The organism is Prevotella dentalis DSM 3688 (assembly GCF_000242335.1).
GTDB lineage: Bacteria > Bacteroidota > Bacteroidia > Bacteroidales > Bacteroidaceae > Prevotella > Prevotella seregens.
On the sequence record NC_019968.1, the window covers coordinates 382,950 to 408,952 of the forward strand.

Annotated in this window: 18 protein-coding genes, 1 tRNA gene and 4 pseudogenes; 5 read left to right on the plus strand and 18 right to left on the minus strand. The window is 44.6% G+C overall.

Translation table 11 applies throughout. The features are described 5' to 3' along the window. Window positions 1-41: 41 nt before the first annotated feature. The 3 genes from PREDE_RS08850 (at window position 42) to PREDE_RS08860 (ending at window position 2,175) form a co-directional block, all read left to right on the plus strand. A complete protein-coding gene (locus PREDE_RS08850; RefSeq protein WP_005846660.1) occupies window positions 42-917 on the plus strand; it encodes a hypothetical protein in 876 nt (291 codons plus the stop codon). A gap of 10 nt (window positions 918-927) precedes the next feature. Further along, entirely contained in the window at window positions 928-1,998 is a 1,071-nt protein-coding gene (gene hisB, locus PREDE_RS08855; protein WP_005846662.1) for a bifunctional histidinol-phosphatase/imidazoleglycerol-phosphate dehydratase HisB, read from the plus strand. A 106-nt stretch (window positions 1,999-2,104) separates the two neighbouring features. Next, window positions 2,105-2,175 (plus strand) — tRNA-Cys (locus PREDE_RS08860). 366 nt (window positions 2,176-2,541) lie between these two features. Here PREDE_RS08860 and PREDE_RS08865 read toward each other — a convergent pair. From PREDE_RS08865 to PREDE_RS08885, 5 genes and pseudogenes are all read right to left on the minus strand, one after another. Next, window positions 2,542-3,606, minus strand: a complete 1,065-nt coding sequence (locus PREDE_RS08865; protein WP_005846665.1) for a relaxase/mobilization nuclease domain-containing protein — start codon at window positions 3,604-3,606, stop codon at window positions 2,542-2,544. Next, window positions 3,590-4,021: a plasmid mobilization protein gene (locus PREDE_RS08870; protein ID WP_005846667.1), complete on the minus strand. Its 432-nt coding sequence runs from the start codon at window positions 4,019-4,021 to the stop codon at window positions 3,590-3,592. The genes PREDE_RS08865 and PREDE_RS08870 overlap by 17 nt, the downstream gene beginning before the upstream one ends. Window positions 4,022-4,384: 363 nt before the next feature. Next, window positions 4,385-4,846: a DUF3408 domain-containing protein gene (locus PREDE_RS08875; RefSeq protein WP_005846669.1), complete on the minus strand. Its 462-nt coding sequence runs from the start codon at window positions 4,844-4,846 to the stop codon at window positions 4,385-4,387. Between the two features lie 4 nt (window positions 4,847-4,850). After that, a complete protein-coding gene (locus tag PREDE_RS08880) occupies window positions 4,851-5,807 on the minus strand; it encodes a toprim domain-containing protein (protein ID WP_005846670.1) in 957 nt (318 codons plus the stop codon). A 179-nt stretch (window positions 5,808-5,986) separates the two neighbouring features. Beyond that, a pseudogene (locus PREDE_RS08885) lies at window positions 5,987-6,895 on the minus strand (VapE domain-containing protein); the annotation flags it as partial. Window positions 6,896-7,357: 462 nt separating this feature from the next. Between PREDE_RS08885 and istA the strand changes: the two are divergent. Both istA and istB read left to right on the plus strand, forming a co-directional pair. After that, a pseudogene (gene istA / locus PREDE_RS14065) lies at window positions 7,358-8,929 on the plus strand (IS21 family transposase). 11 nt (window positions 8,930-8,940) lie between these two features. Then, window positions 8,941-9,731 (plus strand): annotated as a pseudogene (istB, locus tag PREDE_RS08900) (IS21-like element helper ATPase IstB). 35 nt (window positions 9,732-9,766) lie between these two features. Here the strand turns inward: istB and PREDE_RS08905 are convergent. The 13 genes and pseudogenes from PREDE_RS08905 to PREDE_RS08970 all read right to left on the minus strand — a co-directional run bounded on the left by PREDE_RS08905 (window position 9,767) and on the right by PREDE_RS08970 (window position 25,982). Further along, window positions 9,767-10,747, minus strand: a complete 981-nt coding sequence (locus tag PREDE_RS08905; protein WP_015310395.1) for a histidine kinase — start codon at window positions 10,745-10,747, stop codon at window positions 9,767-9,769. Between the two features lie 463 nt (window positions 10,748-11,210). Further along, window positions 11,211-12,146, minus strand: a complete 936-nt coding sequence (locus PREDE_RS08910; protein WP_005848087.1) for an IS3 family transposase — start codon at window positions 12,144-12,146, stop codon at window positions 11,211-11,213. 370 nt (window positions 12,147-12,516) lie between these two features. Beyond that, window positions 12,517-12,849: pseudogene (locus PREDE_RS13320) on the minus strand (IS5/IS1182 family transposase); the annotation flags it as partial. Window positions 12,850-13,093: 244 nt separating this feature from the next. Then, on the minus strand, window positions 13,094-13,267 hold the full coding sequence (locus PREDE_RS08925; protein ID WP_005846674.1) for a hypothetical protein: 174 nt from the start codon (window positions 13,265-13,267) through the stop codon (window positions 13,094-13,096). Window positions 13,268-13,593: 326 nt separating this feature from the next. Then, window positions 13,594-15,084 (minus strand): leucine-rich repeat domain-containing protein, encoded by a 1,491-nt coding sequence (locus PREDE_RS08930; RefSeq protein ID WP_235777519.1) that lies wholly within the window; start codon window positions 15,082-15,084, stop codon window positions 13,594-13,596. Window positions 15,085-15,130: 46 nt separating this feature from the next. After that, on the minus strand, window positions 15,131-16,042 hold the full coding sequence (locus PREDE_RS08935) for a hypothetical protein (RefSeq protein ID WP_005846676.1): 912 nt from the start codon (window positions 16,040-16,042) through the stop codon (window positions 15,131-15,133). A 10-nt stretch (window positions 16,043-16,052) separates the two neighbouring features. Continuing rightward, on the minus strand, window positions 16,053-17,156 hold the full coding sequence (locus PREDE_RS08940; protein WP_005846677.1) for a fibronectin type III domain-containing protein: 1,104 nt from the start codon (window positions 17,154-17,156) through the stop codon (window positions 16,053-16,055). A 42-nt stretch (window positions 17,157-17,198) separates the two neighbouring features. Then, entirely contained in the window at window positions 17,199-18,374 is a 1,176-nt protein-coding gene (locus PREDE_RS08945) for a DUF4856 domain-containing protein (RefSeq protein ID WP_005846678.1), read from the minus strand. Window positions 18,375-18,392: 18 nt separating this feature from the next. After that, entirely contained in the window at window positions 18,393-19,025 is a 633-nt protein-coding gene (locus tag PREDE_RS08950) for a hypothetical protein (protein ID WP_005846679.1), read from the minus strand. A gap of 26 nt (window positions 19,026-19,051) precedes the next feature. Further along, window positions 19,052-20,077: a DUF4302 domain-containing protein gene (locus PREDE_RS08955; protein WP_005846681.1), complete on the minus strand. Its 1,026-nt coding sequence runs from the start codon at window positions 20,075-20,077 to the stop codon at window positions 19,052-19,054. A 1-nt stretch (window position 20,078) separates the two neighbouring features. After that, complete coding sequence (locus PREDE_RS08960) at window positions 20,079-21,032, minus strand: putative zinc-binding metallopeptidase (protein WP_005846683.1); 954 nt, start codon at window positions 21,030-21,032, stop codon at window positions 20,079-20,081. A 29-nt stretch (window positions 21,033-21,061) separates the two neighbouring features. Continuing rightward, window positions 21,062-22,591, minus strand: a complete 1,530-nt coding sequence (locus PREDE_RS08965; protein WP_015310398.1) for a RagB/SusD family nutrient uptake outer membrane protein — start codon at window positions 22,589-22,591, stop codon at window positions 21,062-21,064. A 1-nt stretch (window position 22,592) separates the two neighbouring features. Next, entirely contained in the window at window positions 22,593-25,982 is a 3,390-nt protein-coding gene (locus PREDE_RS08970; RefSeq protein WP_015310399.1) for a SusC/RagA family TonB-linked outer membrane protein, read from the minus strand. Between the last annotated feature and the right edge of the window lie 21 nt (window positions 25,983-26,003).

Below are 26,003 nucleotides of genomic sequence, written 5' to 3' on the forward strand. Positions count from 1 at the left end.
CCCCACCTCATAACCCCTCAACAAATCAACCCACAACCCTTATGGAAACAGAATTGTACAAGCGGCGCAGCGTCAGCAGCTGCATCAAGGCCGCGTTCGACCTCTTCAGCACCAACGCTTGGAGCATTCTCCGCAAGACGTGGAAGCCCGCACTGGTGCTCTCGTTGCTGCTCAGCCTCACCACGGTGCTCGCTTCTCCGCAGGCCCTTTTGGCCACCGGCCTCCACATGGCCGAGCATCCCACGCTGCTTTATGCCGCCATGCTCGGCTCTGTGCTGCTGGTGCTCGTCGCCTACATTTGGTTCCTGGCCGCCGTCATGGGGCTGCTCAACGGGCAGTCCATGGACACAAACCTGCCCCGCATGGCCCGCCTCGTCCTCACTATGACAGGCCTTGGCATCGCCCTGACCCTTGCCACGCTCGGCATCAGCTTCGGCATCGGCTTCTCCACGGGCGGCCACGACCAGCTGGGCAAGCTGGCCTTGGGCGGCGTCATCGCCTACGGGCTGATGTTCGTAGAGCTGCTTGTGCTGCTGCCCCTTGCCTACTCGAGCATGAAATACTGCATGGAGCCGCAGCAGCGCGTCAGCACCGTCTTCGGCCGCCCGCTGCTCACGGGCTTCCGCCACTGGGGCTACCTCTTCCTCACAGCCCTGCTTGTGGCCATCATCACGCTGATACTGAGCTGCATTTTCATGCTGCCCCTCGCCATTCTCTACCTTGCCGGCATGGTCAACACCAGCGGCATGCTCCTCGGCGACCCGAGTCTTCTGCCGGCCTGGTTCGGCCCGTTGAACTTCGTTGTCGGGGCCATGTGCCAGTTTGCAGACTGTTATGTCATGGTGTGGGTGCTGATGGTGTTCCACTATGCCTATGGCCACATCGAAACCCTCCATTGTCCCGCCCCGGCCCTCTGACCCCACAGCCATGCAACGCATCCTATTCATCGACCGCGACGGCACCCTCATCGAGGAGCCCGAAGACGAGCAGATCGACTCCTTTGCCAAGCTGCGGTTCATGCCCGGCGTGTTCCGCAACCTGGGTTTCATCCGCCAGCACCTCGACTTCAGGCTGGTGATGGTGAGCAACCAGGACGGACTGGGCACGCCGTCGTTTCCCGAAGACACGTTCTGGCCGGTGCACAACTTCATGCTCCAGACGCTGCAGGGCGAGGGCGTCACGTTCGACGACGTGCTCATCGACCGCCACTTCCCCGCCGACAACTCGCCCATGCGCAAGCCCGGCACCGGCATGCTCACGGCCTACACCGGCAACCCGGCCTACGACCTGGCCGGGAGCTGGGTCATCGGCGACCGCGAGACCGACGCCGAGCTGGCCCGCAACCTGGGCTGCCGCGCCCTCATCCTGGGGCGCGACGGGCTCACGTGGGACAAGATTGCCGAGCTGCTCTTTGCCGGAGAGCGCGTGGCCGAGGTGCGCCGCACCACCAAGGAGACCGACATCCACGTGCGCATCAACCTCGACGGCGCGGGCCACACGCAGGTGAAGACCGGCCTGGGATTCTTCGACCACATGCTCGAGCAGATAGGCAAGCACGGCATGATGGACCTCACCATCGAGACGCGGGGCGACCTCTGGGTGGACGAGCACCACACCATCGAGGACACAGCCATCGCCCTGGGCGAGTGCCTGCTGCGCGCCCTGGGCGACAAGCGCGGCATCGAACGCTATGGTTACAGCCTGCCCATGGACGACTGCCTCTGCCAAGTGGCCCTCGACTTCGGCGGACGGCCGTGGCTCGTGTGGGACGCCGACTTCCATCGGGAGATGGTTGGCGGGATGCCCACGGAGATGTTTCTCCACTTTTTCAAGAGCCTGAGCGACTCGGCGCGCATGAATCTCAACGTCAAGGCCGAGGGACAAAACGAGCATCACAAGATAGAGGGCATCTTCAAGGCCCTGGCCCGGAGCCTGAAAATGGCCGTCAGACGCGACATCTACCACTACGAACTGCCATCCACCAAGGGCACGCTGTGAGGCGGCGGACAAATAATTGGCAGAAAACATCGGATAAAATTTGGCGGTGTGGGATTTTATCTGTACTTTTGCAACCGCAAACCGATAGCCGTTTCGGTGCGGAAAGGGTGCCTTGTCCGAACGGTCAGGTAACGGTCTGCAAAACCGTTCAAGGCGGTTCGACTCCGCCAGGCACCTCTCTTCCAATCGGGAAGACGCAACGATGCGTCTTCCCGATTTCCGTTTTTCGCCCGCCGCCACCGCGCCGTCAGTCTGCGGGCTCTTCCTCCCCGTCCTCCTTTTTCCTCTTCACCGCACGGACGTCACGGCGTAAGATAATTATTAAAATGTATCTAATTGAAAATAAAGAAGTTACCTTGTTGGTATAACTAAACAGGTAACGATTTGGAAACGAGCGAAATGCTTTGTGTCGCTGTTTTCTGCTAAAGAAAGAACGCTTGTTATTCTGTTTGCAAAGATAATACTTTGCTTGCGAATAACAAGCGTTTTTGACGAAATATTCTCTTTTCTGCGCTTTTGGTTGATTGTTTGGCTGGCTGTGGGTTATATACCTCTTCCTCTTTTCTTCTTTCTGTTGGCTTGATTTCTGAGTCTGCGCTGCCATGTAGTTTCGGCATAGTCATCGCCCTGTGCAGTTGGTGTAATCAAATCGCCCAATCCTTCCACCACTTCATCGGCTGCGCTAATGGCTGCGTCTGCCATTGTACCGATAACCTGTGCAATCTGCGGAGTTTTTTCTGTTGTTTGTGGCATATATGAACGACTTTTAGGTACAAGTTGATAACCTGCATCAGGTTGCTCTTTCTTTTCTGTTGCCTCTTGTATCGTTTGGTGTGGTTTCTTCTTTTCTTCCTTGTTGGTTGCTTCAAAGTTCTTCTGCAAGGAATGGTAGCCAAACTCCCTGCCGATTTCGGAAGCCTTGAATTTATGTTCTCCGTATGAGAACTTCAAGCCATAGACTTTGCCCTGCTTGTTTTTCATGCGCTCTATGGCTATCCCGTTTTTGTTTAACTCGTAGAGGGACATGGAATGCCCTGTGATGCCTGTGCCTTTATACTTGTCAAGCAGGGTATAGCAAATATTCTGTACCTGCTGTTTCGTTTGCTCTCTCGTCGGATTAGATTTTTCCTTTTGGTGTTTCCTTTCCGCCTTGACCTCCTTTGCGATGGTCAAGCCTTTCTCCCTGCTGATTTCCTCCGCTACCCTCGCTGCTCTGTTGCTTACAAAGGTGGTATCATAGACCTCTCCATAAAGGCTGATACGATTGGCAATGATATGGATATGCCTGTTGTCGGTGTCCTTGTGCGTTACAGCCACCCATTGGTGGTCGTCAAGTCCCATTCGCTTGGCAAACTGATGGGCTATCCACATAAGTTCGGACACAGGCAGTTTTTTCTCGTCCTGTGGTGCTATTCCGATTTCAATGCGGAGGAACTTGTTCCTGCAACGGCTGTTGTAGTCGCTGACCACTTTCATTTCCTCATGGATAGTCTTTGGCTCCCTGCTGCAAAGATTGTGGAAGGCAAGCCTATAACCGAGTTTGCGCTCTCTAAAAATATAATCCAAAGCTGTGCTTCCGTGGGCTATCGCCTTACATTTTCCTATCATCTCTTGTCATATTTAAGACCTTATATATATCATCATCTATACGAAAATGAGGGTCGTAAAACCGCTTAAATGCTTCTTTGGCACATAAGGAAAGGTTCTTTGTGATGAGTACCCACCTTTCATCCTTGACCTTGATGAGATTGGAAACCTGCCCATAGAACCTTCCTGTATGCTGGAGAATGGCAATGGCTTCCCTCTCATTGTCGGTCATCTTGGGAACGGCTGTAACTTCTCCGTTAAGGAGTATCTCACGGCAGTAATCCGAGAACTTTCGTCCTGTGTTTTCCGCCTTTGATTTGATACGCTGCTTTTCCTCTAATGTGCATCTTACCTTGATGAACTCTGTCTTGTTCATCCTCGTTTCTTCCTTGCCTCGTTGCTGCCATTTGGCAGGTTTTCCTTTGTATCCATTCATATAAGTTTCCTTGAAAGTTAATCATTGTAGATGATTCGTTGTTTCTTAATTTCTGAACACTGACCGATGAGAACGGAGTGATTACGGTCTAATCTCCCCGATAGTCTGACGAGGGGAGCAGGGCGCAGTTTGTGGGTACAAACTGACGTCTTACAATGTCAGCTAACGAAACGTTTACGCATAAAGCGTTTTGTCGTCCAAAAATGAATGCTATGCATTCAGAAGATTAACTGCGTTCGTGGCATTCCCACCGTTCAATGTGTTCAGTAAAAATCTATTGTTGGTACTACCCTAAAACGGTCGAGGATTTTGAGTGAAAGGGACATCCTTTTACTCGATAGTCCTTGACCGTTTTTCTGTTGTTTACAGCTTCCTCCATTTTTCTATATCTTCTCCGTATTCTTCCAAATGAATGCGCACGATATTCTCCACGAAACTTGAGAGGTTGCTGCCCCTGTCACCCAACCTGCGTACGATGAAGTCGGCAGGTTCCTGTGTCTCCCTGCTCAGATAGACCGCTTTTCTCTCACTTAGCTTTGTCGGAACAAGGAACGCTTGCTTGTATGCTTCGAGTGTCTCCTTTCTCATCTTGGCACTGATGCGTCGTTGAATAGTTGCATGCTCTGTATGCAGTACAGGCTCGGATGGCGTGGCATGCTCTATGGCATGTTCTGTTTCTTGTTGTTGTTGCTCTTGAATAGTTTTCATTCCCTTTTCCCGGAATTCAGAGACAGATTGTTCACTTGAATTTTCAGCTTGGCTCATACCAAAAGTTTTTCCTATGAAACGATCTATTTCTTCCATGTTTCTTCTTTCCTTTTTCATCACTCTATCTTATTTTAAGTTTGACTTGTTTTATTTTGTTGCTTGTATTTTGAGATTTCTCATGCTCACGGACACGGCTGATATGAAAATCGTTGAGGTCTTTGAAGTCTCTATAATACACTGCCATATCTTCTACCTTAAAACCTGCGTTTACAAATTCCTGTACTGCTCTCTGCCCTGCATAGTCATTGTCAAGAAAAGTACGAACGGAGGTTATATTCCTCTCGTTCAGGTAGTGAATACTTCTTGCTACATTACTCACGGAATTCATCACGAGACATTGGTTGGTTACTTCCCCTTTCATTGAAAGAAAAGAGAGAAAGTCCATAAATCCCTCGAACAGACAGACGGGCTGTGCCTTGTCCTCAAATATCGGAGTGATGTCCTTCGGGGCAATCGTTCCCTTGAACAAATGATTGTCCCGTAGTTCATAACCACCCGAAGAATTAGCAAAGCCGATAGCTTCATATCTTCTTCCCCTTACCTCGTAACTGATACATTTGAGAAAGGGTTTTGCCTTTTCCAAATCAATGCAGCGTTCCTTTTTGAGGTACTCCTGCAAATGCGGCGGCAAGGTGTCTGATAGGCATATCAGTCTCCTTGTACCGCTTGCTGTTACATTCTCTATTTGATTTGGGCTGATGGATATTTCTCTCTTTGGAGAATTGGAGCTGTACGCTGTATGCTCTAAAGCGTTCTGCCCCAAACGGCAGATGGCTTCCGAGAGCGTGCAGTCCTCCAAGCGCATATAAAGGTCGATGATGCTTCCGCCCCTGCCTTCGGCATAGTCTATCCAAAGGTTCTTTTCCGTGTCCACCTTGAAACTCGGATGTGTTTCCTCCCTGAGTGGTGAGCGGTACATGGCATAGGTAGGTGTTTTACGGACAGGCCTGACACCCTTCTTTTCGAGATACTCCACAATGGAATATCGCTTGATAAGTGATAAATCTTCTTCTTTCATTGTTTTGATACTTTAATGGGTTGAATGATAATTATTTATGCTTGTCTGTTTTATGGGTTTATCTTTTCCAAAGTTTCCCCTCCAAACTTTTTCATCTTTCTTCTTACTACATACCATTTTATGATAAGTAATTGATAATCAGTATTACTTTGTAGTATAGGACAATACTACACATTCTACTACATTTGGCTACTACAAGTTTGAAGGAGCGGGCAGGGCAAGATTTTCCTAATCTTGTAGACATAGATGGGGCTACCACCGTTTCTTCATTTGCTCACCTTTATGTATCCTGCTTTCTTCAAGGCTTCGCCCATACGCTTGGCAACAAGTGGCTGGTGGGTATAAACACCCAGATAGGTGAGTATCTCCGTAGTGGTCATTAACGAATAGTTTTCATCTTCCGCTGGTTTCTCGAAGCAACGCAACAAGAGCTCCATTTCTGCAGTCTGTACTTGAAAGTCCTCACTCTCTCTGTATAGTTCGGCAATCTCTTCATCATCAAACCAATAGCGGAAACCTGACTTTAACAGGGCTTTGGCTTCAGCATAGACATTGTCCATTGAAATACGCTTGGCTTTCTCTATGTCTATGGATAGAACTTCAAAGGGCAGAAACCTTCTGCTGCCTGTCGGGTCTGTAAGAAAGTCATTGCCGTTCACTGATGCCACAAAGCTTGCCAAGTGGGGATGCTCCTCCACGTACTTGTCATACGGCATACGGTACTTGACCATCGGACAGGTGATGAGGTTTTTCAGCTCATTCTCGTCCCGCTTATTGAGGGCTTTGAGCTGGTCATCTATATTTACGATAAGGTTCTGACCGATATAAGTGAGTGTGTCTTTCTCCTGCGGGTATATCTTGCCTGTGTAGCTATAGCCATGCAATGCAGGGGGACAGAGCAAATTCAAGAATGTAGTTTTGAACTTGCCCTGCTCGCCTGTCAGCACGAGGCAGGTATGGTTACGGCATTCACGGTCGTCCATGGCATTGGCGACCACTGCCACAAGCCATTTGGTAAGATACGGCAACCATTTGTTAGAATTACGGACAACAACGCAGCTGGCCAAATCGGAAATTGCTTTCACTGAAAATCTATCCTCAAGGTTCAAGAAAGGTGGAATAGCGTGAATGAATTGTGAGTCAGTCAGTTCTGATTTTTAAGTCTTTCAACGCAAAACCTCGAAAAGACGGGGTTATACCAACTTCGGACAGAGCAGCGTTACCAAAACATTACCACCTCCTTTGCAAGTGAGGATTGGGAAAAGCGGTAACGAACAGTGCAAAATCCGACCTGAATTTCGGGGATTACCTCCTGCAGAGGTACTTCGATGAAAGGAAACAGGCAAATAAATTGCGGACTGTTTCTTTACTGGAAAAGCCACTCTACTTTGACCCCTTTGGCCAAACAGGATTGCTCACCTTGGCCATAATATGATTGACCCTTTTGGCCAAAATAACATTAACCACTTAGTACAAGTGTCGTTAGAGTTTTTTATGTAGATTTGGGAACCCGAGTCCTGGTGTAAGGGGTAATAATAAAATCTATGCAAATGAACAAGAGAATCAAGAACATTTTAAGATGTTATGCGGCAGGGATGGGTATCAAGGAAACGGCATCCACGTTCCATACTTCCCGTAACACTGTCCGCAAGTATGTCCGCCTGTTCCTTTCAAGTGGGAAAAGCATCGATCAGCTTCTCTCCCTTTCCGAGGAGCAGTTGCATGAGATGTTTGTCGGTACGGAATCCCGACGTCGGTAGCCTTCTTCCAAAAGGATTGAATTGGAGGCTTTGCTTCCCGGATATGTATCCCGCCTGACACGCAAAGGGAAGAGTGTCAGAAAACTGTTTAAGGAGTATCATGCTGAATATCCTGACGGTCTTCAGCTGTCTTCCTTCAAGCGGGCAGTCCGCCAGTACAAGTTCCGCATCAAGGTCGTCGGCCATGTCGAGCACTATGCCGCAGACCAGATGTATGTTGATTTTGCCGGTGACAGGCTTGAAGTTGTCGATGAGATGACAGGCGAGACGAAGAAGGCCGAAGTCTTTGTTGCCATCCTTCCGTTCAGTCATTACACCTACTGTGAGGCCGTATGGTCGCAGCGCAAGGAAGACCTGATCAAGGGATGCGAGAATGCCATGCTGTATTTCGAAGGGGCTCCGGCGGCAATAGTCCCCGACAATCTGAAGGCGGCCGTCACACGAAGCGACCGCAACGAGCCCGTCATCAATGACGATTTCGCCGCTTTTGCCGAGCATTACGGCTGTGCGGTCTATCCCGCCCGTGTACGCCACCCCAAGGACAAGGCCCTTGTTGAAAACGCAGTGAAGCTTCTCTACCGTTCCGTTTACCTGGACATAGAGGGAATGACTTTCTCCAGTCTGGACGATCTCAATGCCGCTATCCATGTTTCCCTGCACGATTTCAATGAAAAGGTGATGGCCGGCCGGGAGGCGTCACGCAAGGAGATGTTCCTGCGCGGTGAGAAGGACTACCTCCGCCCGCTTCCACTGAAACGCTACGTCATGAAAGAGAAAAGGCTGATGACCGTCGGCAGGAACTCCTACGTATCGCTGTTCAAGCACCATTACAGTGTTCCCAAGGAACATGTGGGGAAACGCGTGACGATCCTCTACGATGCCGACACGGTGGAAATCTACTGTGGCATGAACCTTGTCGCCGCCCATGACCGCAGTGACGTCCCCTACGCTTATTCATGGAAAAAGGAGCACTACCTGCCGGGACATTACGGCCCTTATGACAAGGACTTGGAGGAACTCTTCCGGCGTGCCTCGGAAATGGACAACACCGTATTGAACTATCTTCGGGAAGTGGAGCGGCTCATGCAGTATCCTCCCAAAGCGTTCAGAGCCTGCCGGGGCATACTGACGCTGGAGAAAAAGTACGGGCGTGACCGTCTGGTCGCGGCCTGCGCCTGCGCAAACCAGAAGCTGCAATACGGATATCAGGCCTTACGCGAGGTGCTTGAACTGGGAGAAGACGCGGATTTCCTTCCCGATGAGGACGGAAGGGTACAGCCCCTCGGGGCTTCCCCTGCGCCACCGACCCACAAGAACATACGCGGACGTGAATATTACAGAAAAGACAAACAAGAATTATAAAGTTCGGATTTATGGAAACAAACAACAAGACAGCTCCTGTTACAGGACAGCAGGATCAGAATGCCATATCGCTTGATTTGATGAACCGCATGAAGCTGCATGGTATGGCGGAGGAGGCCTTCAGGGAAAGCCTTGCCGGCACCACGCCGCAGGCCATGACGGCGGACACTTTCCTTTCCATGCTTCTTGCACGAGAATGGGACCATTGTGCCCAGGCTGCCATAGCACGGCTTACCAGGAATGCGGCATTCCGTTACAAGGCCTGTCTTGAAGATATAGACTATGCCACGAACCGGGGGCTGGAGCGCAATCAGATGGAACGCCTCGCCACCCTGGATTTCGTGAACAAAGGGCAGAACCTTTTCGTCACAGGATCTTCCGGTACGGGAAAAAGCTTTCTGCATGTGCCCTCGGCCACGAGGCGTGCATAAGGGGATTCCGCACTTTCTATGCCAATGCCCCAAAACTGCTCGGGGCACTGAAAGTGGCCAAAATCAAGGGTACACTCGAGGCAGAACTCAAGAAGATCGAGCGGTGCCAGCTGCTTATCCTTGATGACCTGTTCCTTGTGCATCTTGACGCCAGGGAACGGCCCATACTGCTCGAAATTATCGAAGACAGGCATGAACGGAAATCCATCATCATAACCTCACAGTACCCTGCGTCCAACTGGTATGACATGGTGGGGGACCCGACAATAGCAGATGCCATTCTTGACCGTATCATTCATACGGCGCATACCATAGAATTATATGGCGAAAGCATGCGTAAGTTAAGGGCTAAGAAAAGCCAGAGTATCTAAAAGGGTAAAATAAAATTGACCCCTGCACCAGAACTTTACAAGGGGCAATCATGTTGTGGCCAACAGGAGCAAATTCTACTTGGCCAAAGGGGGCAAAGTAGAGTGGCTTTTCCACAGGTACAGACAAGCGTGTCGGCGCATATTTCAATCTCTATTTCCATTCGGTCTTTTCCCGGTGAATTGAATAGATGTTCTTCTACAAACGATAGTAACGTCAATGGAGGAATAAAACAAATACCAGTCCTCATTTGGCAAGAGAGTGTGAAATCGGCGAGAGCCCCGCACTTCTTTTCCAAATTCAGGTAGTCTTTAAGGATTTTAATTTCGGAATTGAGTGGTACAACCGGATTGCTGCAATCGTATAGGCGATAGCGTACAATCCGGCTCAGTGTCAATAATAGCGGAGATACTTCCGGAGGTTCGGTCAGGCATAGTGCAGCTGCTTTTTTCAATTTAGCCAAAAGAAATTCCGATCCGATATTGTTTCTCAAATTTTCCAACTCAACGGTTAGCCTGCGAGTTCCGATTTGTTCCTCCATCTCAGTCATTTGAATCCAATGTTTGTAAAAGACGATTACAGTAATACTCGTCACCGACAATGTCAGTACCGAGAAATCGGAGAAGAAATCGACTGCTTTATTGCGTCCGTCAGAAAAAAAAGAATATGGACCGAAAGATATTTGATACTTAAAATGAATGTAATACTCCAAGCCGATATTCGCTATCACGAATGTGAATATTGCAGCGAGCAAGACAGCTGCATATTGCACATACCTTTCTTGTTGTAGCAATTTAGGAATGAAGATGCACATATTCAGATATATCAGCAACAGATAAGCTACTATATGCGCAAATATAATACCACAAACATCTCCGCCTCGAATCTGTTCTCCATAGGTGATAAAAATTTGGTTTGCGGAGATAATGGAGATGATAAGCAGGAAATGGCGAGTCCATCTGTATCTCTTCTCCATAAGAAAATCATATAATACGCTTTGTTTCTTTCTCTCTTGCATATATATCTACTATTACTTTTTTGCCAAGTCTTCCATTATTTCAAAACACAATGCGTCTACATTTTTCGCATGAGGATGCAGAAAAGAAACATTGGAAAGAATAATGACTCCACTCTTTTCATTCATATCGAATACCATAGAGGAAGAAAAACCGCCCGTACCACCATTGTGCCAATATAAATCGTTTCCGTTATCTGCCTTTACGATATGCCATCCAAGTGCTACGCTAAGTTTGTCGTTTACTTTGCAGTGTCCTAGGATTAGTTGACAACTTTGGTTCTTAATTTAATTCTTCTTTGACAAGTTTATTTGTTAAGTTCAAATACGCTTGTCGCCGTCTTTTCTTAACTACATAATTAGTTGACAGTTGTCTTCTAATTGCAAAATTAATCTTTATTTTCTAGTTGCGGTTGTTTCTACCTCCTTCTTTTATTGTTGGACTTAATAATGTGTGCCGATGAAGTTATGCCGTCAACCTTGCGACTTCTTCCAAGGGCGTTCTCATCTGCAGGCTCTGATGTGGTCTGAACGTGTTGTATAGTTCGATGGCTTTCTTTGTGAGGCGCCTGACCTGCTGCAGACTTTTGTCTTCTGTACTGAAGAGCCAACCATTCTTGAGCGTATTGTTCATTCTCTCGGCCAGGGCGTTGTGCAATGGGTCTCCGGTTTGTGTCATACTGATTTGTATACCAAGAGATTTGAGTTTGTTGACATAGGCGTTGCAGCAGTATTGCACGCCACGGTCGGAATGGTGTATGAGCTGCGAGAGCTCGACGTTATACTTTCTGTAGCAGTCGATGGCCATAGAGAGGGCTTTCATCGGACCTTGGCTCTCAAGGGTCGGATGCAGACACCAGCCCACGATCAGACGTGAGGCTGCATCGGTTACTAAGGAGAGATAAGCCCAGCCTGAAGAGGTTGCTACGTAGGTGATATCCGTAACGCACAGCTGACCGAAACGGGTAGGATGTAGCTTGGGCGTTGTGTTGAGAAGGTCTTCATAGATGTGGTAGTTGTGATTGGGGTTGGTCGTTCTTGGGCGTTTGCGACGGCGAAGGCACAGACCATTAGAGCGGAAGAGCTCATAGCATTGGTCGCGCCCGATGGTAAACTTATCTGCATACTTGCGACGGCATAGCTCGTAAAGGATGCGTATGCCGGCCTTGGGTAAAGAGCTGCGGAGCTCCTGCGCATAGAACACGATGCTGCTGCGCAGGACGTCTAACTCCAAAGAACGATCCACATGGCGGTAATATCCTTGTCTGCTTATGCCAAGATAACCACAGAGTAAACTGACAGGATGGTTTACCAGAGCCTGTCTTTCTTCTCCCTGCGACAAGGTCTTGATTACTTGGCATCGGAGTTTTTCGTATGCGGATGTTGTATTTCTTCTCGGCAAGGTCGATCATCGTCTTGTTGGCCAAACCATAAAGTTTTTCAACGGCCAGTTCTTTCTCAAGACGTTTGATTTCTTTTGCATGAGCCTTGCGCTCGCGTAATAGCTGCGCTTGAAGTTCTTCGAGCGTACCGGGGATATCTTCTTTTTTCATAAGATCTGCGAGTGACGAGACGTCGGGTGAGCCATATTCTGTATAAATACGATGGAAAGTGCTTAAAGGGATGCCAAGACGAGAAGAGAACTCTTGCAAGGTTAAGCCACTTGTTACATACTGATGTAATAACAGTATTTTCTCTGATTCATTGTAATGAGACATAAATTTTTACTCCTTTGTGATTGAGAAGGTGTCAACTTATTCAGTACACTACATACTGTGATCCGGAGAGACGGCTTCCATACTCAGCCCTAAAAATCGAGAAAACGTCACCGAGTCGTTGACACGCTCTTCCAAGGCACAGTCACTCAATCCATACCATGTCTGTAAAAGAAGCATTTTGAAAAGCAGGATAACATCATAGGCCGGAGCTCCTGCCGCATTTTGCCGCTTAGTGTACTTCTTGTTGATCAGCGTGCGAATAGGACGCCAATCGATAAGCCTGTCGACTTGATTCAAAAATACATTCTGAGCTTTCCTGCATCTCTTCTCTAACATGACGTCTGCAAATGAGACTTCGTCGTTGGTTGATTTTCCTTGTCTTGCCATAATTTTGTGTCATCTTATAGTGCTAATATACAAAATAAAACGCTAATATACAATAGGATAAGTGGTAAAATAGACCGCTTTATTGTGCAAAGGTCTCTTAAATGATTATATTGCCACTCTGTATCCAATCAAATCCATTTGCTTCGAGTATTTGCCTTATCTCATAGTATAGGCGTTGTTGGATGGCTCACCGTACAGCTCTTTAAGGCCTGCTATGACCATATCGAAACTTAATGTGAACATATCATGCGGGGTTAAAGAGTTCCTCACGTCCAAAGAATATCACTCCGTTATCTGTCTTTGCTGATACAACGACACCAACGAACGGATTATCTTTGATATCAATAACTTTTCCATCCACCCAGTCGTCCTTCATAGTGAGATCAGGCGAAATGTGTACTAAATCTCTAATTTTCATTTTATTGACACTTTTAACATTTATAGTGCAAATATAAATAATTCCAAGTTTTTATGCCAATTATTTCCAATAAAATTACTTTAATCTGCCTACGCAGGGGCAACCAGCAAGTGCGAATTCTTCAAACACGTTTTGTAATTTTGCACTTGCTGATTGACTCTACGAAAAACACGAAAACACATCTCTTTTCAGTTGGTTTGCCAGAGCATAAGCTCTTTCGTTACAACCATATACGTAAAAGAATTTTTGATCCATTCGTATTTTTCGTTGTAAAAATATCATTCTTAATTGAAAGAACAGTGAGTGGCAGAGTTCGGGTTCTAATTTTATTTTACCATACGCTTGACAACACGTCCATCAGAAGACTGAATAATGTGAAGTCCTTTGTCATGTTTGCTTATCTTTCTACCACACACGTCGAAGTGTACTTTATCTATGTTCAACTCATAGACAGACTGCTTCGCAATTCCAGAGGTTGTGATGTCAAGGATTTCGTACATTTTACCTAACGCCACTTTTTTTGTGGTAAAAGCATCTTTAAATTTGTCAATCAAGTCTTTTTCTACATAGACTTTGAGTTTTACGGTCTTAGGCGTAAATACGTACTGGCCGAACTCAGGTATGGCTGAACCAGTAAACTGCACGACAGAAAGTTTCTTGTTGTTTTTGAATGCATAATTTCCTATTCCACCAATTGCCCCTTTGAAGTCAACAGTTTGCAACTCGGCACAGTCGCTGAATGTCGACTCTCCAATGGAAAGATTAGAGGCAAGTGAAGTAAGTTGCTCAATCCCAGCATGCTCAAAAGCATATTTGCCCACGTTGGTGAGTCCTTCCGGAAGACTGATATTCTTCAGGTTTTGGGCATAAGCAAAGGCATACTCGTCTATTTCTGCAACACTTCCAGGTATCTCAAACGAAGTTGCACTGCTGCCTGCAGGATACAGTTGTATTGATATTTTATCGGCATCGTAAAGCACTCCATTGCTGGCATAATAATAGTCGTTATCTTCTGCCACCGTGTACGCCGTAACAGCAGTATTGTAGAAAGCTTTGTCCTCTATATCTAACAATGATTGAGGAAATTCGGAAAGGGTAGCAAGCGAGGTGCAATTCTCGAAAGCTTGTGCGCCAATTTTCTCCAACTGTGATGGAAAAGTCACCGAAGTAAGTGATTTGCATCCAGCAAAGGCACACTTACTTATTTCCTTGAGCGAGTTGGGAAGCGCTATTGAGGCTAATCTGCTACAATCTTTAAAGGCATTCTCCCTCATCGTAGCGACGCTTTGCGGAATGATGCATTCCGTAAGCGAAGTGCAACCGCTAAAAGCGTGTTGTTCTATACTCTTTGTATTTGTAGGCAATTTTAGTGTTATAAGTGCCTGGCATTGGTAGAACATGTAGGCACTCACCTCGTCATCATAGGCAGATGAGTAGTATTTGGTAGACATACCTCTCTTTACCTGATAATAATTGCCACCGTTGGCAACAATTTTAGCCATAGAGAGGTCAAGTGTGGAAAGTTTCCCCTCTGTAGGTTTCCCCTCTATGTCCCGCCCAGCCATCTCGCGAAGGCACAAGATATCGGCACCATTAATACTACCCGATACGGTAAGATCTGTAATGGAGAACTTTTCGGACGGGGTGATTTGTTTTGAAAGTTCACCGGGCTTTTCAACTTTTATTACTTTCTGCGCATGAGACGCACTAAACACCAGTAACAACGCCAAGGTTGTTATGCTTTTTCTAATTGTTGAGATTTGCATGTTGTATTGTAATATTTGATTAATAATTTGAATACGTCTTTCTATTGCCAACAGTTATATAGGATAGATGGCAAACATAGATAGAAAATTAGATATATTATTTTTTCTCGTAAGGTATTACAAATTTAAATCCACGCCCGGCAAGTACAACATGGTTCGCCCTGACCTCCTGGACGTATAATTTGTATTTGCCCTCTTTTAGAGAGCTGAACTCGTCTGGATAGCGAAAACCGAGCTCAACATCAACATAGGAGCCTTGCTGAGGATTTATGATAGCAGGCGTAATCTTGATGGTTTTCTTGGAGGCTGTTGGGTTGGCCTCATTAAATATCCATACACCCACACCTTTGCGATGTACCACCAACGTGTTGCGCATCAAAGCGCTTAAACTTCTCGACGTGGTGCTGTATACTCCCGACTCATCAGACTCGCCCTTGCATCGCACTTCTACTTTAATCGTTTTGGTTTGGTGATCCTGCCCTGTGATGTGGAGATAAGCGTCGCCCTCGCAATAGGTATCTATTTCTATGATGTTGGTCTTGGCGTTCCACTTAACCTTCTTCAGAACACGCATAGGGTCTTCCACACTCATTTGTGCCATGCCGCCTCCACCATTGACGCTTACTGATCGGCTCTCATCCCGAGGGAACAATCGTATGACATCCTCGGTAGAGGTAATGTTGGGCACTATAACATTTATATCCAACTTGCGACACTCATCTCCCGACCAAACAGAGGCATACGTTTCACCCTCTAAAATACCAGTAACACGTAATGTATCCTCGTTGATGCTGACGGTAGCCAACTTTGAGTTGTTGACATTGCACTTGTATTTACCTGTCCCACCCTTTAAGATTAACATGCGGGTCGTGTGCGTAAACACATCAATAGATGATAAGTTGTTATCCCCTATCAATATTTTAGACGGTTCTAAATCCGACTCATTGTGGCATGCGGTTAACGACATGCCAAGTATTATCACTGATAGCCAAATATATATATGCTTCATGTTGATTAGCTTATTTCACATTTAAGTTATATTCCAAGGTCCAAGCCTTGCCATCACTCTCAATGATGTCCACAACCAATATATGTTTACCCGTTTTGTTGAAAACCAATTTGTATCCGTCGACAGGGACGAAGGCAATGCCGTCAAGCGTATATTTAATTTGAGCGTTGACATCATACAAATCGTTGAAAAACAGCTCTATGCTTCGTGGGCAATCACCATAGTTCTTGATTTGATAGATGTAGGGAATGCGATTTTCATCCTCCCTGCTTGTCATCATTAATTCTGTGGTAATGTTTTTTTTTACCACTTTCGACTTCTTTCCGTTAGGCATAATCGTCTGCACGCCTATTTCGTAGGTAGTGTTAGGCTGCAGTTTTTGCAAGATATAGTCGGTGGCGCTTATTGTAGACACCTGTCTTCCATTGAGTAAAATATTGTATTTGATGCCACTGCCTTGCACAGGATGCCACGATATAAAAATTTCGCGTTGTTGTGCAGAAACCTTTACCTCGTAAGGCATCGGTACATCCTCGGTAACAGTACTACTTTTTATTTTCTTAAAAACTACATCGTCAATCAATAGATAGTTATTGGCATCGGTATTTTCTTCTTTCATTTCAAAACAAAATCCCGCGCAATCCACTCCTTGCGGAGCGACAAAATCAATAGTTTTTTGTTTCCATTCAGTAGGGGAGGCATCTGTGATCATATCCCTTGATGTTTTCTTTGCAGTCGTTTTAACTTTGCGCTTTTCTTTGCACCATATCACGGTGGAAACACAATTGGCACGCTGTAACGTACCTTTATACCAATAGGTAAGGCGATAAGTTGCTCCGCCCTCAATGTTCATATAATAATAGTTGTTTTCTCGGTCAATTATAGAAAGCGTATGCGGGATTGCTACCAACTTGACAGCGTGGCTGCCACCATGCGCTTGATTTGATTTTTCAATACTACCCACTGAAAAATACCAACACACAGGTTTCTCATAGATACCGGCGGTGCGCCACTCTTCAAACCCACCGTTCAATATCAAGTTGGGATGTGTTTGAGCTGTTACGTCTAACGTACAACATAGGAACGCCAACAATAATAGTTTATATAAATTCATAGTTTTACTTTTTTCTTATAAGAGTTATCGCATATATGCTTATCATTTTATGCGCTGCTTGATTTGCGCTACAGTATAGGCAATGGATCCAGGGATAGTGGAATCGCCTTCCAGACGCTGCTTATCCCACAATCCAGAGTTTTGGGTAAGTGCATCTAAAAGCGTTTGTATCTCATCAAAGGTATATAATGGTTTCCCTTCTGTATTCACGGCAAACTGCAACGAGAACACGGCACCATATGCACGTGACAGGAATACCAGGGCATTGCTTATGTCCTCGTGTAAATTCGCATTTGTCACTTCGCCTGACAATAACTGTATGGCATGCACGGCGACCACCTTAGACAGTTCTTGCCTAATGGTATGAAGACATGTTCTCATCTCGTCAAACCTATACTCGGTCATGGCCAATCGTCCAGCTGCAAAAGCGTTGTAAAGTTTAATACGACTTCCCTTTAACGCACTGTGCTCATTTTTTTGCACAATGAGCAACCAGTATTGGTAATAACCATAAGCTAAGTCCCAATGATGTTCCAGTTCTGTGTAATTATGTCCGTTTACCAGATTAGAAGCTGCTTGATCTTTCAAAAGCTGTTGGTCGTTGTATAACTCAGGGTTAAGGTGTACATTCAGGATTTTATCCAAATAAATGCTTCCCCTAATCATCTCATAGTACACTTCCGCCACGGCTACACCTTTGGCATTAACAAACGCTAAGTTTTCATCGCCAATATTATAGCCTAAGTATCCTCCTTTGCCCATTTGTGCCTTGGTGTTGCGTATATCAGCAGGGCGAGGGTAGCCATAACCACTTAATGCTCTCGATTCATCGAATAATTGTTGAAAAGTAGCGAGAATGCGCTCCCTGTCAACACTGTGAACTGTAGATTTAGCTATTTCATCAAATGGTGCTTTTCCATACACCCCTTGCTTAAAATATTCGTTCATCCGCTCTTGCTGTACGACACTTGATATACGAGCTTCTTTCATAAACGAGTGATATACAATATCAGCAGGCTCTTTTAATAGCTCACACTCTAATGTATTAACACTGCTTTCATCATTCCTGACAAACTTATATTCCGGGTCAGGCCATGTAGGCATGATGTACGATGACTCAATGGTTTCGTCTTGCCATGTTGTGCATGATGTTATGGAGGAACACAGTGCCAACCACAGCATGAACATACAAAAAAAAATGTTAGGTTTATTTTTCATAGTTTTATCCCTTTATCTTTATGGCAATATGATATATCCACAAAATGGATTTTTAATTAAATTGATACCCTCTTCATTTTGAAATTGCTCTACATGTAAAGGACGCACAATGGTAAGTCCATCATTGGATACTGCCGAAATAGTGGCGCGCACTGATGAGTTGCTTGGACCTCCGCCCTTTACTTGCAAAAACATGGGGAAACCTGACATGGCTTGAAAAGTAATTTTTTGCTCCTCTCCATTTTTAAGCAATTTTACCTCGCTATCATCAAAACCATAACCTTTTGTGAAAATGGTTTTCAACGTCTTGTCAGCATCAATGTATCTAATAGTATAAGTCGAGGAAAGTTCACCATCAGGCACCAAGCTGCCTTGTAATTCCTTTTCAAAAAAAGAACAGATCAGGGTTACCGTATAAGTACGCTTCTCACCGCTAATCTCAACTCCCGGGTAGATGTAGCTATGCTCATTCATATCGATGCTTGCTAATTGCAAGGCTTGATCATCGTACGATATCTTTGGTTTTTCTATTCCCTTAAATGGAAATAATTTGTCGTAATCTTCATCGGCATCGTCGTTTACGGCAGGTGAACATGCTGAGAATAATATCATGGCAAAGACAAAGAGTATTATATATAATTTCATTTTCATACCGTTCGTTGTTATCTGTTTATATTTTATTCATTGGTAGGAATATCTTGAATAACCGCTTTTAAGCCTGTTATTTTTCCTTCCGGGTGCAAATGCTTACTTACTAACCTAATGCTTTTCCATTCCGGATTATACACTTCTACCAATTCGGCTTCGAAATGGTTGCCAACACGTTGAAAGTCGGCAAACACCTGTTTGTTGTTTAACCGCAACCCTGCTCTAAAAGTAATACCCTTAGACGTGCCACAATACCCAGAACCCAACACGGAAAATTCTTTAGGTGGATAGTCTGGGATAGGATTAGGTTTCGTCACCTCCATAAATAGATAATATCTTTGTTTCTCAGTGGTGGCCACGCGTCCACCGTTTCTGCCGAGATAGTAATCGCTCTGAAAGTAAACACGGCCACCTCTGTGTATATATAACTGTGGATTTTTCATTCGCTCAAACACTCGTCTGTTATCGTATGCTTGTTTTACTGCATCGGCAAACTCATGCACATCTTGCAAGGGCTTCATCAGAATATATTCGCATGCTGGCTTAAGGTATGAGGCTGTTTTGAATACCAGTAACCCATCTTCATCACGTCCTTGGTATAACCAGTCGCATGCGCCTCCATAACTATCATTAACCAGCTTGTGTATATAGTTTGTGGTAAGAAAAGTAAGTTGGGTGCAACTATTTGCCCCTATTTTGTATTCGCCCATTATGGAAGTAGTAACACTTTTGGGGTCAAAGTCGGCACGCATCTCTACTTTCCCATGTTGTAAAAAACGCATGGTAAAACAAACACCTCCATAACCATATCTATCGGTACCGTATTGGTATTCGGCTTTTATTTTATCACTGATATTAGAAAACAGCAAAGAGTCTGTTTTAGGGAAATACATAACCAACCATCCTGCTTTGTTGTTAACCAGCTCAGTGTTCAACGCCTCAATGGCTCGCCTCTTGCGCTGGGTAGGTGTGTTCACAAATTCTCTTTCTTCATCATGGCAGCTGTAGAAAACGCAACCAAGTATAGTGAGGAGTATGTATGAAAGATACTTCATCTTATTTTGTATTTAGATATTTATTCAAGGTCCTGACACTCTTAAGTTGCAATGTGAGCAATTTAACGTGCCAGTTATTCCAAGCATACTGCTCGACAAACATTTTTTTTGCCATAAAATCATGATAGGCACGATCGGCCTCTTGTTCATAGCGTTTATTCACCTCGGGGTCAGAGTCTTCGTCTGGCGTACGTGCTTCATCTTCTGCTTGTTTAAGTCTTGCAGGTGTAGATGTCAAGATAACGCTTAACATCTCTGCCATGTCGTCCTCAGGATTTAGCATGGAAAGATAGGTGTAAAATCCACGTTTGTTGGCATATCCCACTAACCCAATATCGTTGTTCGCACCATTTATCTCGGAGAGAAGCTGAGTGTCGGTGATATATTTTCCTTCACTGATGGTAGCAAATTTAGCCCTATTGTATGGCATCTGCTCTAACACTCGTTTCATCATCTGGTGATATACGCTACGAACAAGTCTATGAACTTTCTGCTTGTCATTTGCATCAAAATCATTAACATGGTATATACTCATCTCTACCGGCTGTGACGCAATGTTGTACATGCGCTCAACACCATTCTTGTCTGGGTTTCCACCACCATATAAAGTAATGCGTACTGGCAAACAGTAGTTAAGCAGGCAGCCTTTGCCTTCTATTTGAATACTCCTAAAGGTATCAAAGCACAAAGAGCTAATAGCGTTAAGAACTTGTTTTATGTTTGTAGTGTCAGGAGGATACACATAGACTCCTTTCTGACTATTATTTTTTTGCCACTGATATACCACCTCTGGCCCATACACCTTGGTAAAATGCTGTTCTATCCATTGTGCCGTTTGCGTTTGAGTGGCATTGCTGTCCACAACACTGTCATCTGATAGCGTGTCATGTTGGCAAGACGTTGCCAGTAATGCCCATAGGCCTATATATGCTAAGAAATATTTCTGTATATTCATTTTGTTGCGTTATAAATTACCTACCATGTTTATCTAATGGGTTCTTTGCGTTCACGGGGATTAGGAGCCAGTCCTCTGTTTTGTGCCTCTATGGGGATTTGCAAGACTTTTCGTGGGTCGTCTTTCTCTAAGGGGAAATAATATTTAGACTTTGTGTTACGCTTCACGCTCAAATGAAACCTTCTAATGTCTAACCAGCGTAGCCCCTCAGCAAAAAACTCTTTTTGCCTGAAATCGGCAAATAACTTTACCAATGCAAGCTGTTTTAATGTCATGCCATAGAAGGGGGTGTATACATCATAATTATTCTCACTTGTACGCATATAAATATCCCTTTCAACAGTAGGCATAAAGCCAAACTTACCCTGCATATATTGCAGGTAATCATTAATGGCTTTATCATACTGTTTTAGCATAGCATAGGCTTCCATTCGATTAAGCAAAGCTTCGTCTGCAGTAAACAACACATTGCTCACGTAAATTCCCCGAGGTCTTAATCCAATGCTTTCAGTGGTAGACAGCTCATCAAACTTGGCGATATACTTACCATTTACTATAGGTGATGGTGAATAAACAAAAGGATATGTGCCGTCAAAGGTCATTTTAGAGAAATCGCCTCCGCCTTCGATACCTCTTTTGTTGAATATTTCGTCAACAGTTTGTTTGGTAGCTCCATAACGATCAGTGGACATTTGTCTCGCCCACCGAGACTCGGTGGTACAAATCAATAAGTTGGCGGGCTCGTCGGGAGATGTGTAGAGTGTAAACAAACGCTGACGTTTAAACTCAAATTGCCGTGAATATCCAATCCAATGCCTTAACGTGGTTTTGGGGTCAGCGCCTAACACATAATTAGCATATTCTACTACTTTTTTCCATTCACCTTTCATTAGATAAAAACGAGAGGCGAACGTGTAAGCCGCTTTTTTGTTGAAGTGATATTTAGGTTGCTTATAATATCTGTCAGTGACTAAGGTGACACCACGCTTCAAGTCGCTCTCAATGCTATCATATACTTCGTTGACAGTACCTCTGTTATAATTTGTCAGCGCATGTTTCTCGGGTTTGGTAACATAAGGTATACCAGGAGATTGCTCTGCATTGCCATAAGGCTCTGCCCAGATATTGACCAGCATGAAGTGAAGGTAAGCCCTGAGCAAAAATGCCTCGCCATATAAAGCCTTGACACGTTCAGTCTTCGGATATTTTTTGAGCAGCTCCAAAGCCTTGTTGGCCTGCGCAATCCCTTTATAACAACTATTCCAATAATTTAAGGGTGTGTCAATGTCTTCTTGGGTATCATCTTCCCAATAAAACATTTCTTCGTTCAGTTGTGTATGTGTGCCATTTGCTCTGATGTCTACATTATCAGTACGAGGCTCTAAAAAAGGAATGTAGCTTGCCTCTGGATAAGCTCCTGCAAGTAATTGGGCAATTCCTTCTTCATTGTCTATGTTTACATCAATGTCCGAATCGGGAATTTTGTCCAAAAAATCGTTACAGCCACATAGAGCTAAAGTGGCAAAGATCAAGACATATTTATATAGATAGTATTTCATTTTAAAAGCCCACATTTAAAGTAAAAGTATATTGTCGAGGCGTAGGCAGTGAAACGCCTCCAGTTTGATAATATTCGGGATCTTGTCCATGTAGTTTAGAATCGGCATAAATCAATAGTGGATTTGTAACATTTAAGCGAATACTTCCACTTTTTAGGCCTACCGCTTTCATCCAACTTGGTTTCAAATAATAGGATAGAGCAATATTTTTTAGTCTGACAAAGCTACCGTCGGCCACACGCAATTGCGAGTAGTTGTAGGTGTTGTATGCTTTTTCTATATTTTCCATTCCTATCACGTCTATTATCTCCTTCGAAGGCAGTGTAGGCACATCAGTATGATATTCATCGCCGGGATTAAGCCAACGATTGAGATAATTTTTGGAAAATACATTCAAATCAGCAAACTGTGTATCAAATGTTGGATTTAGTCTAATCTTGTTGCCTGCCTGCATTGTTATGAAGCAAGAAAATTCCCAGTTGCGCCATTTCACGGTATTTGCCAGTCCGCCCATTATATTAGGCTCAATAGGACCGTGATACAATAAATAAGTTTTAGTGTATTGTGTATCATTGAAGTCTGCTCCTACTATATCTTTCAACTCGTTTTTTGGTAATGGATAGCGTCCAAAATTAAAGTTTGGTAGCCCATTTTTGTCCAATCGTTGGAAGTTAAACGAGAACAGCGAGCCTTTAGGATAACCAACTACGTTGCCACGACCTCTACCTGCCACCATGTCAAATGCGTTTGGTGAATTGAGCATGCGGGTTATTTGTTGATGAATGGCACTGAATGTAAGATCTGTTGTCCATTTCCATGCATTGGTATTCACGTTGATGGTATGCAATCCGAATTCAATACCACGAGCAACCATGTCACCAAAGTTGGCATATTTATAATATTGCCCACCAACTCCAGATGTTCGTACCAAGTCTATCAAATCGAATGTATTGCGCTGGTATACATCTACTGTGGTCGAAATGCGATTTTTCAGGAACGCCACCTCTGCACCAATATTCAGTTCGTACATTTTTTCCCAGGTAAGATCTCTGTTTTCCAACGAAAGCAAATTTAATTTATTTTCTCTGTCATTTAGATTTAACCTATGGACTATACCACCTCTATAGATAGCCGATGCATTAGCTGCCGCTTCGTTCATTTTGGCTGTTAATCCATAACTTATACGAAATGCCAATTTTGAAATGACATCATTGCCTTGCATAAAATTCTCCTTATCCACGTTCCATTTGGCTCCAACATTCCATGTTGGTAACCATAAAGTAGTTGTCCCCCTTCCTGCTGCGTTAGAGCCTTCAATATTCACCACTGTATTAAAAATGTACTTGCCCTGATAGCCATAGGTGGCATTGCCTGAGAATGTTATGCCTCGCTCGTCTCTATTACGCAATGCAAAATAAGGGGTGTTTTCTTGAAACATTTTCTCAAAAATACCAGGTGCGCTTTGCACCTCATTACCGCGTTGATAACTAATGCCATATCCCTGAAAAGAATTCGTAGTTTGCTGCAGAGTCCTTATTTCACCAAAAGCAAATCCTTTCAGGTCATGTGACCCTTTTTGCTTGTCGTAATCAACAGCTATGCGTGCCAGCATACTTTGCATGTTAGCATTGTTTAGGAAAAGTACGCCACCTTGTTGTATGCCAGGTTTAGGCAGGAGTTCTGGATGATAGATGTCTTTTACAAGGTATATATTTTGTTTTGCCACCCATGGTGTTTCACAAGCACGGTAAGCTCCTATCATGTTGGATTTTTCACCTATTTCATGTCGTCTACTTGTATGTGCTCTTCTGTATGAAAACATTGCTTTAAGGTTAAGAGCATCAGTAAACTTATAGGTCGCTTCGGTTTGCAACTTAAAGTCGACCACCTGTATTTTTAATTGATTGTTATCATACTCGTTCAATATGTTAAAAGGAGCCCAGTTGTTACGATAATATTCGCGTTGCCCATACTCATCATAGGGACGAAGCGTTCGGCTTGTTCCTAAAGCGTATGCAAACGGGTTGATGTCAAAATCACGTTCAAATGCTCCCGATATGGTGTTTTTTTTCTGTGGCAAGGTGCCTGGCGCATTTTGCATGCGCATATTGGCTTGTAACGATAACTTGGCAGTAAGGCGGTTGGTTATGTAAAAGGTGTTCTTAATGTTGGTTGTCAGTCGCTGCACCTGATCAGCGATAGTCCAACCAGCATCGTGATAATAGCCTATTGAGGCATAAGATGCTACATTTTTTCCACCTACCGACAAACTTACAGTATGGTTTGTCATCAGGTTGTTTGTAAACAAAAGCCTAAACCAATCCGTATTGGCATATTCTCTTTGTCGTAAGAAGTCTTGTCGAGCTTCATAAGTGTTTGGCAGTATCCAGTTATGAGATTTCTCATCATAAGTGGTGAGCTGTTTGTACATTTGATGATAAACCCCGCCTCTACGTCCATATAATGATGTAGCTGGATCAAAATATCCTTTTTCTTGCATTTCCTGATACAGAGCCATCGTCTCTTGAGAGTTTAGCAAATCGAAGTGACTGTAATCTGGACGTGGGCGCCATGTATTTTCTGTTGTATAATTAATTTGCAATGGCATTTCTCTTTTACCACTTTTTGTCGTAATTACAATAACGCCATTGGCAGCCCGCGCACCGTATACTGATGTGGCTGAGGCATCTTTTAGTACTTGAATATCTTGTATGTCAGCAGGATTAAGCCCTGCTACTGCCGAACTAATGAGCGTAACAGCATCGCCAGACGCCAAGGCTTCGGGAGAAACATGTACCATGTCCTCGTAAACTGCACCATCTATTACCCACAATGGCTGAACATTTCCCATGATGGAAGCACCTCCGCGAATATTGATGCGTGGTGCAGCGCCAAATGTTCCGGATATGTTTTGAATGGACAATCCAGGCACGCGACCCTCCAACATGCGCGAGACATCGCCAATACCTTCGAGTTTGATGTCGGTCATCTTCACTGCTGTGGCAGCACCCGTGTAAACACGGTTTCTTATGTTTTGGTATCCTGTTACGACAACTTCGTCAATCATGCTGCTATTACTCTGCAACACTATTTTTAAAGATGTTGCCTTAATACTTCCCCTATAGTCATGCATGCCTATAAACGAGACAGTAATGGTTTGCCCCTCTGCACCCTTGATCTTAAAATTCCCATCTATGTCCGTAACCGTCTTTTGCTTGTTTTCTACAATACCAACAACCGCCCCTACGATGGGTTCACCTTGTGTATCTGTAACAGAGCCTGTTACCCACCCATTTTCTTGTGCCATGAGCCTTGATAATGAGCATAGCATGACAAATAGGCATAGTATTCTTTTTATAGTTATGGATTGTATATATACAGATTTTCTCATTTTTATATTATATTATTAGTG

Bases quoted from the DNA above. Each gene is read 5' to 3' on its own strand.
- PREDE_RS08850 (WP_005846660.1), top strand. From the start codon at position 42: ATGGAAACAGAATTGTACAAGCGGCGCAGCGTCAGCAGCTGCATCAAG.
- hisB (WP_005846662.1), top strand. From the start codon at position 928: ATGCAACGCATCCTATTCATCGACCGCGACGGCACCCTCATCGAGGAG.
- PREDE_RS08865 (WP_005846665.1), bottom strand. From the start codon at position 3,606: ATGATAGGAAAATGTAAGGCGATAGCCCACGGAAGCACAGCTTTGGAT.
- PREDE_RS08870 (WP_005846667.1), bottom strand. From the start codon at position 4,021: ATGAATGGATACAAAGGAAAACCTGCCAAATGGCAGCAACGAGGCAAG.
- PREDE_RS08875 (WP_005846669.1), bottom strand. From the start codon at position 4,846: ATGAAAAAGGAAAGAAGAAACATGGAAGAAATAGATCGTTTCATAGGA.
- PREDE_RS08880 (WP_005846670.1), bottom strand. From the start codon at position 5,807: ATGAAAGAAGAAGATTTATCACTTATCAAGCGATATTCCATTGTGGAG.
- PREDE_RS08905 (WP_015310395.1), bottom strand. From the start codon at position 10,747: ATGCAAGAGAGAAAGAAACAAAGCGTATTATATGATTTTCTTATGGAG.
- PREDE_RS08925 (WP_005846674.1), bottom strand. From the start codon at position 13,267: ATGAAAATTAGAGATTTAGTACACATTTCGCCTGATCTCACTATGAAG.
- PREDE_RS08935 (WP_005846676.1), bottom strand. From the start codon at position 16,042: ATGAAGCATATATATATTTGGCTATCAGTGATAATACTTGGCATGTCG.
- PREDE_RS08940 (WP_005846677.1), bottom strand. From the start codon at position 17,156: ATGAATTTATATAAACTATTATTGTTGGCGTTCCTATGTTGTACGTTA.
- PREDE_RS08945 (WP_005846678.1), bottom strand. From the start codon at position 18,374: ATGAAAAATAAACCTAACATTTTTTTTTGTATGTTCATGCTGTGGTTG.
- PREDE_RS08950 (WP_005846679.1), bottom strand. From the start codon at position 19,025: ATGAAAATGAAATTATATATAATACTCTTTGTCTTTGCCATGATATTA.
- PREDE_RS08955 (WP_005846681.1), bottom strand. From the start codon at position 20,077: ATGAAGTATCTTTCATACATACTCCTCACTATACTTGGTTGCGTTTTC.
- PREDE_RS08960 (WP_005846683.1), bottom strand. From the start codon at position 21,032: ATGAATATACAGAAATATTTCTTAGCATATATAGGCCTATGGGCATTA.
- PREDE_RS08965 (WP_015310398.1), bottom strand. From the start codon at position 22,591: ATGAAATACTATCTATATAAATATGTCTTGATCTTTGCCACTTTAGCT.
- PREDE_RS08970 (WP_015310399.1), bottom strand. From the start codon at position 25,982: ATGAGAAAATCTGTATATATACAATCCATAACTATAAAAAGAATACTA.